At 70.5% G+C, this 12,270-nt stretch carries 12 protein-coding genes; 9 read left to right on the top strand and 3 right to left on the bottom strand.

Annotation, left to right across the window (positions count from 1 at the left end; genetic code table 11):
* Nucleotides 1-100 precede the first annotated feature (100 nt).
* From ACWDZ6_RS27600 to ACWDZ6_RS27610, 3 genes are all read left to right on the top strand, one after another.
* Nucleotides 101-253, top strand: a complete 153-nt coding sequence (locus ACWDZ6_RS27600; protein WP_351456366.1) for a hypothetical protein — start codon at nt 101-103, stop codon at nt 251-253.
* Between the two features lie 21 nt (nt 254-274).
* The gene (locus ACWDZ6_RS27605; RefSeq protein ID WP_451504982.1) at nt 275-652 is read left to right on the top strand and encodes a DUF4190 domain-containing protein; all 378 of its coding nucleotides are present in this window, start codon (nt 275-277) and stop codon (nt 650-652) included.
* Nucleotides 653-752: 100 nt separating this feature from the next.
* Nucleotides 753-1,916, top strand: a complete 1,164-nt coding sequence (locus tag ACWDZ6_RS27610; protein WP_451504983.1) for a cysteine desulfurase family protein — start codon at nt 753-755, stop codon at nt 1,914-1,916.
* Between the two features lie 99 nt (nt 1,917-2,015).
* Here ACWDZ6_RS27610 and ACWDZ6_RS27615 read toward each other — a convergent pair whose 3' ends face one another.
* Nucleotides 2,016-2,687: an N-acetylmuramoyl-L-alanine amidase gene (locus ACWDZ6_RS27615; RefSeq protein WP_451504984.1), complete on the bottom strand. Its 672-nt coding sequence runs from the start codon at nt 2,685-2,687 to the stop codon at nt 2,016-2,018.
* A gap of 61 nt (nt 2,688-2,748) precedes the next feature.
* Between ACWDZ6_RS27615 and mnmA the strand changes: the two genes are divergently transcribed.
* The gene (gene mnmA, locus ACWDZ6_RS27620) at nt 2,749-3,876 is read left to right on the top strand and encodes a tRNA 2-thiouridine(34) synthase MnmA (RefSeq protein WP_351456356.1); all 1,128 of its coding nucleotides are present in this window, start codon (nt 2,749-2,751) and stop codon (nt 3,874-3,876) included.
* Nucleotides 3,877-3,927: 51 nt separating this feature from the next.
* Here mnmA and ACWDZ6_RS27625 read toward each other — a convergent pair whose 3' ends face one another.
* Nucleotides 3,928-4,746, bottom strand: coding sequence for an alpha/beta fold hydrolase (locus ACWDZ6_RS27625; RefSeq protein WP_451504985.1), 819 nt, complete (start codon nt 4,744-4,746; stop codon nt 3,928-3,930).
* A 56-nt stretch (nt 4,747-4,802) separates the two neighbouring features.
* Complete coding sequence (locus tag ACWDZ6_RS27630; protein WP_451504986.1) at nt 4,803-5,132, bottom strand: DUF427 domain-containing protein; 330 nt, start codon at nt 5,130-5,132, stop codon at nt 4,803-4,805.
* A gap of 50 nt (nt 5,133-5,182) precedes the next feature.
* Between ACWDZ6_RS27630 and ACWDZ6_RS27635 the strand changes: the two genes are divergently transcribed.
* The 5 genes from ACWDZ6_RS27635 to ACWDZ6_RS27655 all read left to right on the top strand — a co-directional run bounded on the left by ACWDZ6_RS27635 (nt 5,183) and on the right by ACWDZ6_RS27655 (nt 12,137).
* On the top strand, nt 5,183-5,722 hold the full coding sequence (locus ACWDZ6_RS27635) for an LOG family protein (RefSeq protein WP_366733466.1): 540 nt from the start codon (nt 5,183-5,185) through the stop codon (nt 5,720-5,722).
* 16 nt (nt 5,723-5,738) lie between these two features.
* On the top strand, nt 5,739-6,428 hold the full coding sequence (locus tag ACWDZ6_RS27640; RefSeq protein ID WP_451504987.1) for an SDR family oxidoreductase: 690 nt from the start codon (nt 5,739-5,741) through the stop codon (nt 6,426-6,428).
* Nucleotides 6,429-6,478: 50 nt separating this feature from the next.
* Nucleotides 6,479-7,492 carry a methionine synthase gene (locus ACWDZ6_RS27645; protein ID WP_451504988.1) on the top strand — a complete coding sequence of 338 codons (1,014 nt, stop codon included), beginning with the start codon at nt 6,479-6,481 and terminating at the stop codon, nt 7,490-7,492.
* A 30-nt stretch (nt 7,493-7,522) separates the two neighbouring features.
* The gene (ligA, locus tag ACWDZ6_RS27650) at nt 7,523-9,706 is read left to right on the top strand and encodes an NAD-dependent DNA ligase LigA (protein WP_451504989.1); all 2,184 of its coding nucleotides are present in this window, start codon (nt 7,523-7,525) and stop codon (nt 9,704-9,706) included.
* Between the two features lie 316 nt (nt 9,707-10,022).
* Nucleotides 10,023-12,137 carry a putative bifunctional diguanylate cyclase/phosphodiesterase gene (locus ACWDZ6_RS27655; RefSeq protein WP_451504990.1) on the top strand — a complete coding sequence of 705 codons (2,115 nt, stop codon included), beginning with the start codon at nt 10,023-10,025 and terminating at the stop codon, nt 12,135-12,137.
* Nucleotides 12,138-12,270: the final 133 nt, after the last annotated feature.

The raw sequence follows: 12,270 nt of genomic DNA on the forward strand, positions 1-12,270 counted from the left end.
ATTCAGTAAACAACCGTTCTCCCGAGAAGGGAAGTGTAGACTCACAAGTCAGTGAACAGTCGTACTCACAAGTGTTCACCCAAAATTCGGAAGGACGACAATGATCGCCATCGTCGCAGCGCTTCTCCTCCTGGGAATCATGCTGGGCGCAGTGGCCCAACTCCCGCTCTCCGTCACCGCCGTGGCCTGCTCCCTCATCGGCGCATGGCTGATCGTCTTCGCCGTGCGCGAGCGTCGCGCCCGGAACCACTGACCCGGAAGGAGCCGAACCACCATGCAACTCACCGCTACCGCACGCACCGCACGCACCGCACGCGGCGCCCGCACCGAGAGCACCCTCGGGGATGCCGCCGACCGGAATGTCACTCAGCCCGGAACCCGGCCGGCGACGCAGTCCGAAACCCGTCCCGAAGCGCGGCGCGACGCCGACGGCATGGCCGTCGCCGCGTTCGTCCTCGGCCTCGTCGGCCTGCTCGTGATGAACATCCTGCTCGGCCCGATCGCCGTGGTGCTGGCCGTGATCGCCCTCTGGCGAGGCACCACCCGCCGCTTCCGCGCCCTGCTCGGACTCGCGCTCGGCGTCGCCGACCTGGCCGTTCTCGCCGTACTCGTCAGCGTGAACGGAACCGTCGTCTGGGGTCTCGGAGGCTGATACCGGCGGCCGCGGAGAGCCGGGAAAGCGGAGCCCGCACGCCCGTGCACCCCTGCGCCGCGTCCGCGCCCCCGCCGGGCCTCGTAGAATCGTGGCCACCATGGCTTACCTCGACCACGCTGCGACCACTCCGATGCTGCCGGAAGCCGTCGAGGCGATGACCGCGCAGCTCACCGTCACCGGCAACGCCTCCGCGCTGCACGCCGCCGGGCGCCGGGCCCGCCGCGCCGTCGAGGAGGCCCGCGAGACCCTCGCCGAGGCGCTCGGCGCACGGCCCAGCGAGGTGGTCTTCACCTCCGGCGGCACGGAGGCCGACAACCTCGCCGTGAAGGGCCTGTACTGGTCGAGGCGCGACGCCGACCCGGCCAGGACTCGCGTACTGGCCAGCCCCGTCGAGCACCACGCCGTCCTCGACGCCGTCGACTGGCTCGGCGAGCACGAGGGCGCGACGGTCGAGTTCCTGCCGGTCGACGCGTACGGGCGGGTGCAGCCCGAGGCACTGCGCCAGGCCATCGCGCGCAATCCCGACGATGTCGCGCTCGCCACGGTCATGTGGGCCAACAACGAGATCGGCACCGTCATGCCGGTGGCCGAACTCTCCGCCGTCGCGAAGGAGTTCGGCGTCCCACTGCACGCCGACGCGGTCCAGGCCTTCGGCCAGCTCGAAGTGGACTTCGCCGCGTCGGGTCTGGCCGCGATGACCGTCTCCGGACACAAGATCGGCGGCCCGTACGGCATCGGTGCGCTGCTGCTCGGCCGTGAGTACAGCCCGGTGCCCGTCCTGCACGGTGGCGGCCAGGAGCGCCACGTACGCTCCGGCACCCTCGACGCCCCCGCCATCGCGTCCTTCGCCGTGGCCGGCCGCCTCGCCGCCGAGCGGCGTGAGGACTTCGCCCACGAGATCGGCTCGCTGCGCGACGAACTGGTCCGCGCCGTCCGTACGGCAGTCCCGGACGCGATCCTCGGAGGCGACCCGGACGACCGCCTCCCCGCCAACGCCCACTTCTCCTTCCCCGGCTGCGAGGGCGACTCCCTGCTTCTGCTGCTGGACGCACAGGGCATCGAGTGCTCCACGGGATCCGCCTGTACGGCCGGCGTCGCCCAGCCCAGCCATGTACTCCTCGCCACCGGTACCGACCCGGACCTGGCCCGCGGCACCCTGCGCTTCAGCCTCGGCCACACCTCCACCAAGGCGGATGTGGACGCTGTCGCGGAAGCCATCGGCCCGGCAGTGGAACGGGCCCGTACGGCCGGTCTGGTCTGATCCCGGCCGCTGCGCCGCGGACGCCCGCGCAAGGCCGCTGACCGGGACCGCGCAAGCGGAACGCCCCCGCGCAAGCGGAATGCCGTCGAATCCCCGGTACTACCGGGCCGCCGCCCGAGCGTCCCCCACCAGCCTCATGTAGCGGTCCCAGTCCCAGTGCGGCCCGGGATCGGTGTGGTCCGTCCCCGGCACCTCCACATGCCCGATGATGTGCTCGCGGTCCACCGGTATCCCGTACCGCTCGCAGATGTCCGCCGTCAGTTTCGCCGACGACCGGTACATCGCGTCCGTGAAACCGGCCGGCCGGTCCACGAAACCCTCGTGCTCTATGCCGATGCTGCGTTCGTTGTACGAGCGGTTCCCGGAGTGGAAGGCCACATCCAGCTCACGGATCATCTGAGCCACATGCCCGTCCTTGCGTACGACATAGTGCGTCGCGGCTCCGTGCCCAGGATCTTTGAAGGACTTGAGCGCCGAGGGGTAGCTGCCCTGGACGACATGGATGACCACGCGGTCGATGGCGTAGTCGTCGGGCCGGTCCGCGAGCCGCCGGTTCGCCCGTGACGCGGCAGTCCATTCCGCGCCCGCGTGGTCGATCTCACCCTCCTTGCGCGCCTTCGTGATCCCCGGCACCCGCCACCAGAGGCGCTTCAGCTCGTCCCTGGCCAGCACGCCCGCGCCCACCACCGCGGCCCCGCCGCCGATCAGCACGGCCCGCCTGCTCACGGCCGGCCCGCCGCCCCCGCCCTCGCGCTTCGAATCACTCCCCATGTGATCACCAACGCATACTCGCGAGCTTTCGGTTCCCCGGGCCCCTTACCCTGGTAGGGCTATGACTCCTCAGACTTCCCAGCGCCCCCTCCGAGTCCTCGCCGCAATGTCCGGCGGCGTGGACTCCGCCGTCGCCGCCGCCCGTGCCGCCGAGGCCGGACACGATGTCACCGGCGTGCACCTGGCGCTCTCCGCGAACCCGCAGTCCTTCCGCACGGGCGCGCGCGGCTGCTGCACCATCGAGGACTCGCGCGACGCCCGCCGCGCCGCGGATGTGATCGGCATCCCCTTCTACGTGTGGGATCTCGCCGAGCGCTTCCGTGAGGACGTGGTGGAGGACTTCATCGCGGAGTACGAGGCCGGCCGCACTCCCAACCCCTGTCTGCGCTGCAACGAGAAGATCAAGTTCGCCGCGCTGCTCGACAAGGCGCTCGCGCTCGGCTTCGACGCCGTGTGCACCGGTCATTACGCCACGGTCGTGACGGGCGAGGACGGCAGCCGCGAACTGCACCGCGCCAGCGACATGGCCAAGGACCAGTCGTACGTCCTCGGGGTCCTCGACGAGCGGCAGCTGGCGCACGCCATGTTCCCGCTCGGAGACACCCTCACCACCAAGAACGAGATCCGCGCGGAGGCCGAGCGCAGGGGACTCGCGGTCGCCAAGAAGCCCGACAGCCACGACATCTGCTTCATCGCGGACGGTGACACCCAGGGCTTCCTCGCCTCGCGCCTCGGCACGGCGGAAGGCGACATCGTCGACGAGTCCGGCACGAAGCTGGGCAGCCACGACGGGGCCTTCGGCTTCACGATCGGCCAGCGCAAGGGCCTGCGTATCGGCCACCCGGCCCCCGACGGCAAGCCGCGCTACGTCCTGGACATCTCCCCGGTGAACAACACGGTGACGGTCGGCCCGGCCGAGGCACTGGACGTCGACGCCCTGACCGCCATCAAGCCCCGCTGGTGCGGCACGGCGCCCAAGGGCCCGGGGACGTACACCGCTCAGCTGCGCGCGCACGGCGGCGAGACATCGGTGACCGCCGAGCTCGTCGACGGCACGCTGAATGTGCGCTTCGCCGAACCGGTGCGTGGCGTGGCGCCCGGCCAGGCGATTGTGCTGTACGACGGCACGCGCGTGGTCGGCTCGGCGACCATCGCCACGACCGGGCGGACGGCCGCGCCGGTCGCCTGAACCCGCCGGCGGACGGTCAGTACCGGAGCCGGCTGTTGAGTACCGGAGCCGTCAGTCCCCGCTCCGGCACCCACCGGCGAAGAACTCTGCCAGCAGCGGGGCCAGCACCTGGGGCGTCACCTCGTGCGTCTGCCCGGTCAGCGTGCGGTGCCGGCCCCGCGGCAGGCACTCGGACACCACGCGTGCCGCATCCCGCAGCCGGTCGGGACTCGCGCCGCCGCCGACGACCAGCACCTGCTGTGCGATCGAAAGCAGCTGCTCGACCGGCACATGACCGTCGCCCATGATCTCGTGGTCGTAGGGGAGGGTGTGCGCCACCGCCTCGATCTCGGCCCACATCGGCGTCCGCCGCATCCCTTCGATCGCCGCCGGAGACATCCCGGTCTCCGTCAGGAAGAGCGCGAGAGCATCGCCGGGCCGCCCCCGCTCCACCAGCTCACGCAGCCTGGCGACGTAGGCGGCGGGCTCCTCGCGGCTCGCCGGATTCGTCGTGAACGGCGGCTCGTACACCGAGAGTTGGGTGATCGGCAGACCGGCGGCGGCAGCCCTCAGAGCGAGCGCGGCGCCCGAGGAGATGGCGTGCACCGAGGCGCTGCCACCCGCCGCGGCGAGGACGGCGGCGAGATCCTCGATCTCACGCTCCACCCCGTACGGAGCGGTGTCACCGCTCGCGCCCCGGCCGCGCCGGTCGTAGGTGAACACACTGAACTGCGGGGCGAGCAGCGCGGCCAGCGGAGCGTCGGTCGCCCCCGTACACAGGGCTCCGCCGACCAGAACCACCGGCGGCCCGGCGCCGCCCCACTGCTCGTACGCGATGAGCGTGCCGTCACCCGACTTGGCCCTGTTCGGCGTTCTGCTCGAGTTGTCCATAGGAGTCCTGACCGCCGCGCCCGGCGGAACTCATCGCTCGCGCACAAGATCTTCCGTCAGGCCTCGACGACCTCGGTGTCGTAGAAGCAGAAATGGTCCTTGATCCGCGCCACTTCGTCCTTGGGCTCGGGATAGGCCCAGACCAGGTCCTGCGCGTCTGGCAGCGACCAGTAGGAGGCCGTTCCCTTGAACGGGCAGTAGGTGTGCGTCGGGGAGGGCTCCAGCAGGTCGGTGCGTACGTCCTCCGGGGGGAGGTAATAGCGCACGGGGCAGCCCGTCTCACGCAGGATCAGCGGACTGCTGCTCTCCCCGAGAACCTCGTCGCCGCGTGCCACGCGTACGTGAACGGTGCCCTGCTCAATGGTGATCTTGTGTCCTTCAGTCATACCTGGCACAGCGTCGTTGGGACCCGAGTTCTTCCCCGTACCGTGATCCTATGAATATCTGCGTCTTCCTCTCCGCCGCCGACCTCGACGACCGCTACACCCGGCCCGCCCGCGAATTCGCCGAGCTGGTCGGCAAGGGAAACCACACCCTGGTGTGGGGCGGGTCCGAGTGCGGACTGATGAAGGTCGTCGCGGACGGTGTCCAGCAGGCGGGCGGGCGGCTGGTCGGCGTCTCGGTCGACTTCCTCGGGGCGAAGGCCCGTACGAACGCCGACGAGATGGTGATCGCCAAGGACCTCGCGGAGCGCAAGGCGCTGATGCTCGACAAGGCCGACGCGGTCGTGATCATGGTCGGCGGTACGGGGACGCTGGACGAGGCCACCGAGATCCTGGAGCTGAAGAAGCACGGCAAGCACGCCAAGCCGGTGGTTCTGCTGAACACGGCGGGCTTCTACGACGGGCTGAAGCAGCAGTTCCGGCGGATGGAGGAGGAGGGCTTTCTGCCGCTGCCGCTGACCGACCTGGTGTTCTTCGCGGAGGACGGGGTCGCGGCGCTCGCCTACCTGGAGGAGTCGGCGGGCGTGCAGTAGTGCGAGCATGTCCCCCATGGGCACACATCTGATCACCGGGGCAGGCTCCGGCATCGGCGCGGCGGTCGCGCGCCGGCTGCATGAGCGCGGCGACGACCTCGTACTCCTGGCGCGCGACGCCGGCCGCGCCAAAGAGCTCGCGGGCCGTTATCCGGGGTCCCGCACGCTCGTCGCCGATCTGGCCGACCCGGACCGTATCTCCTGGGCGCTCGGTCAGCAGCCCATGCCGGACCGGCTCGACTCGCTGCTGCACATCGCGGGCGTCGTCGACCTCGGCCCGATCGTGGAACTCCGCCCCAAGACCTGGCACCAGCAGCTCAACGCCAATCTGATCTCCCCAGCCGAGCTGACCCGGCTGTTTCTGCCCCAACTCAGGGTCACCAAGGGGCATGTGCTCTTCGTCAATTCGGGCGCGGGCCTCAACGCCCACGCGGAATGGGGCGCCTACGCCGCGTCCAAGCACGGTCTGAAGGCCCTCGCCGACGCGCTGCGCCACGAGGAGCACGGCAATGGCGTACGTGTGACCTCCGTCTATCCGGGGCGTACCGCCAGCCCGATGCAGGCCAAGGTGCACTCGCAGGAGGGCAAGGAGTACGACGCGTCCCGCTGGATCGATCCGGAGTCGGTGGCGACGGCCATCCTCACCGCGATCGACCTGCCGCGCGACGCGGAGATCAACGATCTGACGGTACGACCCGGGCTCTGACGACACTCGGGCCAGGGCTCCTGGGCGCGGGCGGCGCGTACCCTTCCCGAGTGAGCGACAAGAGCAACTTCCGCTGGGGCCCCGCCACCGGCATCGGATCCATGCCCGGCGGCGATCCCCGCGAGACCGCGAAGACCGTCGTGGGTTCCTTCGAGAATTTTCCGTATCTGCCCGAGCTGCCCGCCCGCGGGCCCGGCGCCGACATGATCGGGCGGACCATCGGGCTGCTCGTCGAGATGTACGCGCACGTCGAGCCCAGCGGCTGGCGGATCAGCGACCGGCCGGGGCGCGAGACCCGCCGGGCCCGCTCCTGGCTCGGCGAGGACCTCGACGCGCTGGAAGAGTTCACCCAGGGGTACCAGGGCCCGCTGAAGGTGCAGGCGGTGGGGCCGTGGACGCTCGCCGCCGCGCTGGAGCTGCGAGGCGGCGAGTCCGCCCTCGGCGATCCCGGCGCCGTGCGTGATCTGACGGGCTCGCTCATCGAGGGGCTGCGCGGCCATCTCGCGGAGGTACGCCGCCGGGTGCCGGGCGCTCGCGTGGTGCTGCAGCTCGACGAGCCCTCGCTCACCGCCGTACTGCGTGGAGAGATCAGGACCGCCAGCGGGTATCGCACACACCGGGCGGTCGACCGCCAGATCGTCGAGAGCGCGCTGCGGGACGTGATCGGGGTGAGCGAGGATCCCGTCACCGTCCATTCCTGCGCTCCGGACGTGCCGTTCGCGCTGCTGCGCCGGGCCGGATTCGCGGGCGTCTCGTTCGATTTCGGGCTACTCACCGAGCGTGACGAGGAACAGATCGGCGAGGCGGTGGAGGGCGGTACGAAGCTCTTCGCGGGAGTCGTGCCGTCCACCGACGCCGCTCCGGCCGAATTGTCAGTGCCCCCCGATATCGTCATGGGTGTCAGGACGTTGTGGCGCAGGCTGGGGCTGAATCCGGGGACTCTCAGCGAGTCCGTGGTGATCACCCCGTCGTGCGGTCTCGCGGGTGCCTCACCGGCGTACGCCCGCGCGGCGCTCGCCCACTGCGTCCGGGCCGCGAGATCGCTCGCAGACAACCCTGAGTAACGGGTGCTGGGGAAACGGAAGGACGAAACGGTGGCTGGCGAACAGCAGACGGCACTGCCCGCAGATGCACGGGAGCAGCACGCCCAACTCGCCGAGCAGGTCGAGGAGCACCGCTTCCGGTACTACGTGAAGGACAGCCCGGTCATCAGCGACGCGGAGTTCGACAAGCTGCTGCGGGCGCTGGAGGCGCTCGAGGAGCAGTACCCCGAACTGCGTACGCCCGACTCGCCGACGCAGAAGGTCGCCGGGCAGTACGAGACGGAGCTCGCCAAGGTCGAGCACCGAGAGCGGATGCTCTCCCTGGACAACGCCTTCGACGACGAGGAGCTGGCCGGCTGGGCCGAGCGCGTCGCGCGCGAGGTCGGCACCTCGGAGTACCGCTTCCTGTGCGAGCTCAAGGTCGACGGCCTGGCCGTGAACCTGACGTACGAGAAGGGCCGGCTGACCCGCGCGGCGACCCGCGGCGACGGCCGCGTCGGCGAGGACATCACACCGAACGTCCGGACCATCGGGGACATCCCGGACCGGCTGAGGGGTGACCGCGTCCCGGATCTCGTCGAGATCCGCGGCGAGGTCTACTTCCCGATGGAGCAGTTCCAGGAACTCAACGCCCGGCGCGTGGCGGCGGGGGAGCAGCCGTACGCCAACCCGCGGAACTCCGCGTCCGGTTCGCTGCGCCAGAAGGACCCGAAGGTCACGGCGACCCTTCCGCTGCACATGGTGGTGCACGGCATCGGCGCGCGTGAGGGCTTTGACATCGACCGTCTGTCGCAGGCCTACGAGCTGCTGCGCGAATGGGGCCTGCCGACCGCCAGGCATTACAGGGTCGTGGACTCGATGGACGGCGTACAGGAGTTCATCGCCTACTTCGGAGAGAACCGGCACTCCGTGGAGCACGAGATCGACGGCGTGGTCGTCAAGCTCGACGAGATCCCGCTCCAGGGGCGTCTCGGCTCCACCTCGCGGGCGCCGCGCTGGGCGATCGCGTGGAAGTACGCCCCGGAGGAGGTCAACACCAAGCTGGTCAACATCCGCGTCGGCGTCGGCCGCACCGGCCGCGTCACTCCGTACGCCCAGGTGGAGCCGGTCACGGTCGCGGGCTCCGAGGTCGAGTTCGCCACTCTGCACAATCAGGACGTGGTGAAGGCCAAGGGCGTCCTGATCGGCGACACGGTGGTGCTGCGCAAGGCCGGTGACGTCATTCCGGAGATCCTCGGCCCGGTCGTGGATCTGCGGGACGGCAGCGAGCGGGAGTTCGTCATGCCGGGCGAGTGCCCCGAGTGCGGGACCGCGCTGCGGCCCATGAAGGAGGGCGACGTCGATCTGCGTTGCCCCAATGCCCGTTCCTGCCCCGCCCAGTTGCGTGAACGGCTCTTCTATCTCGCCGGCCGCAAGGCACTGGACATCGAGCACTTCGGTTATGTGGCCGCGGCCGCGCTCACCAAGCCGCTGGAGCCGCCCACACCGCCGCTCACCGACGAGGGAGATCTGTTCAGCCTCACCATCGAGCAGCTGCTGCCGATCAAGGCGTACGTCCTCGACCAGGACAGCGGGCTGCCCAAGCGCGACCCGAAGACGGGCGAGGAGAAGGTCGTCACCGTCTTCGCCAACCAACAGGGTGAGCCCAAGAAGAACGCCGTGGCGATGCTGGAGAACATCGCCGCGGCCAAGGAGCGTCCGCTGGCCCGGATCATCACCGGCCTGTCGATCCGTCATGTCGGCCCGGTGGCGGCCGAGGCGCTGGCCCGTGAATTCCGCTCGATCGACCGGATCGAGCAGGCCACGGAGGAGGAGCTGGCGGCGGTCGACGGCGTCGGCGGAACCATCGCCGCCTCCCTCAAGCAGTGGTTCGAGGAGGACTGGCACCGCGAGATCCTGCGCAAGTGGCGGGAGGCGGGCGTCCGCATGGAGGAAGAGGGCGCGGGGGAGGACGTAGGGCCGCGTCCGCTCGGGGGACTCACCGTTGTCGTCACCGGCACGCTGCAGAACCACACAAGGGATGGCGCAAAAGAGGCCCTCCAGAGCCTCGGAGCGAAAGTGGCTGGTTCCGTTTCCAAGAAAACGGCGTTCGTGGTCGTCGGCGACAACCCGGGTTCGAAGTACGACAAGGCAATGCAGTTGAAGGTGCCGGTGCTGGACGAGGAGGGCTTCGCCGTTCTGCTCGAACAGGGGCCCGATGCAGCTCGTGAGGCCGCTGTGCCTGAAGAGGCGTAACGGAGGGGGCGTGCGCGGGGCTTGGGAGGGGCTCACTCGGAGGTCCTTTGGGGGCGCGCGGGGCCGGATTCGGACGCGGAAACGGGACCCGGAGCACCAGGTACAGGTCACTCGTTCAGCGCATACCAGATGGTTAAGGGTGGCCGGGTCGCATTCGGGCAAGAGCTGTAGAGCGCTGCCCGTCCGAGCCTCCTGCGGCCTACTGTTGAGACGTGCGCCTGTCGTGCACGGCTGCGTGGTGGGATTTCAGTCGTGGTGGCATGACTACGGGAGCCATCGCGAGGCATCGGCACCGCCGGCTGTGAGAGGGACGGGAATGAAACCGACCGAGAGCGCCGCCCCGGTCTCACGGCCGCGTGGAGCCGCGGCCCTTGCGGGTATGACGTCCGGGCTGCCGGTCGCCGTCATGGTGATCGCCGCCGCCGTACTCATCACCGGGATCGTACGGACCGTGCAGGAGGGCCATGCGCTCTTCCCCTCATCCACGGTGGGCTGGTCGCTCGCCGTCCTCACCGGGTTCATCGTCGGCCATCTGGTCGCGCTCGGCCGCGACCGCTGGTGGGGCGGCACCGGCTCCGGTGCCGCCCTCACCCTCGCCGTCCTGCTGCTCTTCGGCTGGGTGCCCGCCGGTCTGGTCAGCCTCGCCGTCGTCGCACTGGTCGGCGCCGCCCGCAGGCACCGCTGGCGCCAGGGCGTACTGCACGGCTCCGTGGACATCCTGGGCGTCGGTGCGGCCGCGCTCGTCCTCACGGCCTTCGGCGTGGAGCCCAGCGTGGAGCGGCCCTGGCTGCCCCTGAACTGGGGCGTCGAGGCCCTACCCGAAGTGGTCCTGGCGGCCACCGCCTATCTCGCGGTCACTCGACTGCTCCTCTGGTACGCGCTGACCCCGCAGGGCGGCGGGCTGCCCACCGTCGCCCGTACGGCCCTGCTCAGGCAGGGGCTTGTCGCAGTCGCTCTCCTCGGCATCGCGCCGTTGATCTGTGTGGTCGCCACCGCCCTGCCGCTCCTGCTGCCCCTGTTCGCCGTGCCGTTGATCGCTCTGGACTCCACGCTCTGGATCGCGCGGGCCAGAGCCGAGGAGCAGCTGCGGGACCCGCTGACCGGGCTGCCCAATCGTCAGTGGCTGCTGGAACGGACCTGGGCGGCCCTGGAGCATGCCGAGGGCAGCGGCGCGCGATCCGCTCTCGTACTGATCGACCTCGACCGTTTCCGGTCGGTCAATGACACACTCGGCCACCTCGCCGGGGACCGGCTACTCCTCCAGATAGCCGATCGGCTACGACTGGCTCTGCCGCGAGGGGCCGAGGCGGCCCGGCTCGGGGGCGACGAGTTCGCCGTACTGCTCCCGGCGGCCGACTCCACCACCAGCGCGACGCGCATCGCCCGCCATCTGGTGGCCGAGCTGTCATCGCCACTCGACCTGGACGGACTCACGCTCGTCCTGGAGGCGAGCGCCGGCGTAGCCGTCTTCCCCGACCACGCGCTGGACGCGGAGGGGCTGCTGCGCCGCGCGGACGTGGCGATGTACCAGGCGAAGCGGGACCGCACGGGCGTCGAGGTCTACGAGTCCAAGCGCGACTGCAACACACCCGACCGGCTCGGTCTGCTCGGCGATCTGCGCCGGGCGCTGGACGCCGGCGACGTGGAACTCCACTACCAGCCCAAGGTCGGCTTCGACGGCCATGTAGCGGGCCTTGAGGCGCTGGTCCGCTGGGTACACCCGGAGCGAGGCCGAGTGCCTCCGGACGAGTTCATCGCCATCGCCGAGTCCTCGGGCCTGATGCCGTACCTGACGGAGTACGTCCTCGACACCGCCCTCGCCCAGGTCGCCAGATGGCGCGCGCAGGGTCTGGACGTCCCGGTGGCGGTCAATGTCTCGCCGCGCGATGTCCACACCCCCGGCTTCGCCGGTCTGGTCGCCGCCCGCCTCGCCCGGCACGGCGTCCCGCCGGGCTCGCTCCAGTTGGAGATCACGGAGCACGTACTCCTCGAGGACCCGCAGCGCGCCGCCGACACCCTCGCCGGGCTGACCGACCACGGGGTGAAGATGTCCCTGGACGACTTCGGCACCGGCTACTCCTCGCTCGTCCACCTGCGCCGCCTGCCGGTGAGCGAGCTGAAGATCGACCGGTCCTTCGTCGCCCGGCTCGCCGTCGACAACGAGGACGCGGAGATCGTCCGCTGCACCGTCGACCTCGCCCACTCGCTGGGCCTGCTGGTGGTTGCGGAAGGTGTGGAGGACGACGAGACCTGGGAGCGGCTGCGCGATCTTGGCTGCGACGCCGTACAGGGCTGGCTGGTGGCGGCCGCGATGCCGCCTCAGGAGACCACCGCATGGCTGCGGGCCAGGGGCGAGCGCGGCTGGCACCGCCAGGCGGAGCTGCCCGCCGCATCGGACGCGGACGAGCCGTCCAGCCAGGTCGTCCCCTGACGGCGCCCGGCTGAACCCACCGCGCACGGCGTAACCGGCCGGCGCCCCCCGGGGGCGGCCGCCCCCGGGGGGGCGGGCCCGGCGCGGGGCCCGCCCCACCCGCGCGGCGCGCCCGGGGCCCGGATCGCGCACG

The sequence above is a fragment of the Streptomyces sp. NPDC002926 genome (assembly GCF_053591755.1).

Bases quoted from the DNA above. Each gene is read 5' to 3' on its own strand.
- ACWDZ6_RS27600 (WP_351456366.1), top strand. From the start codon at position 101: ATGATCGCCATCGTCGCAGCGCTTCTCCTCCTGGGAATCATGCTGGGC.
- ACWDZ6_RS27605 (WP_451504982.1), top strand. From the start codon at position 275: ATGCAACTCACCGCTACCGCACGCACCGCACGCACCGCACGCGGCGCC.
- ACWDZ6_RS27610 (WP_451504983.1), top strand. From the start codon at position 753: ATGGCTTACCTCGACCACGCTGCGACCACTCCGATGCTGCCGGAAGCC.
- ACWDZ6_RS27615 (WP_451504984.1), bottom strand. From the start codon at position 2,687: ATGGGGAGTGATTCGAAGCGCGAGGGCGGGGGCGGCGGGCCGGCCGTG.
- mnmA (WP_351456356.1), top strand. From the start codon at position 2,749: ATGACTCCTCAGACTTCCCAGCGCCCCCTCCGAGTCCTCGCCGCAATG.
- ACWDZ6_RS27625 (WP_451504985.1), bottom strand. From the start codon at position 4,746: ATGGACAACTCGAGCAGAACGCCGAACAGGGCCAAGTCGGGTGACGGC.
- ACWDZ6_RS27630 (WP_451504986.1), bottom strand. From the start codon at position 5,132: ATGACTGAAGGACACAAGATCACCATTGAGCAGGGCACCGTTCACGTA.
- ACWDZ6_RS27635 (WP_366733466.1), top strand. From the start codon at position 5,183: ATGAATATCTGCGTCTTCCTCTCCGCCGCCGACCTCGACGACCGCTAC.
- ACWDZ6_RS27640 (WP_451504987.1), top strand. From the start codon at position 5,739: ATGGGCACACATCTGATCACCGGGGCAGGCTCCGGCATCGGCGCGGCG.
- ACWDZ6_RS27655 (WP_451504990.1), top strand. From the start codon at position 10,023: ATGAAACCGACCGAGAGCGCCGCCCCGGTCTCACGGCCGCGTGGAGCC.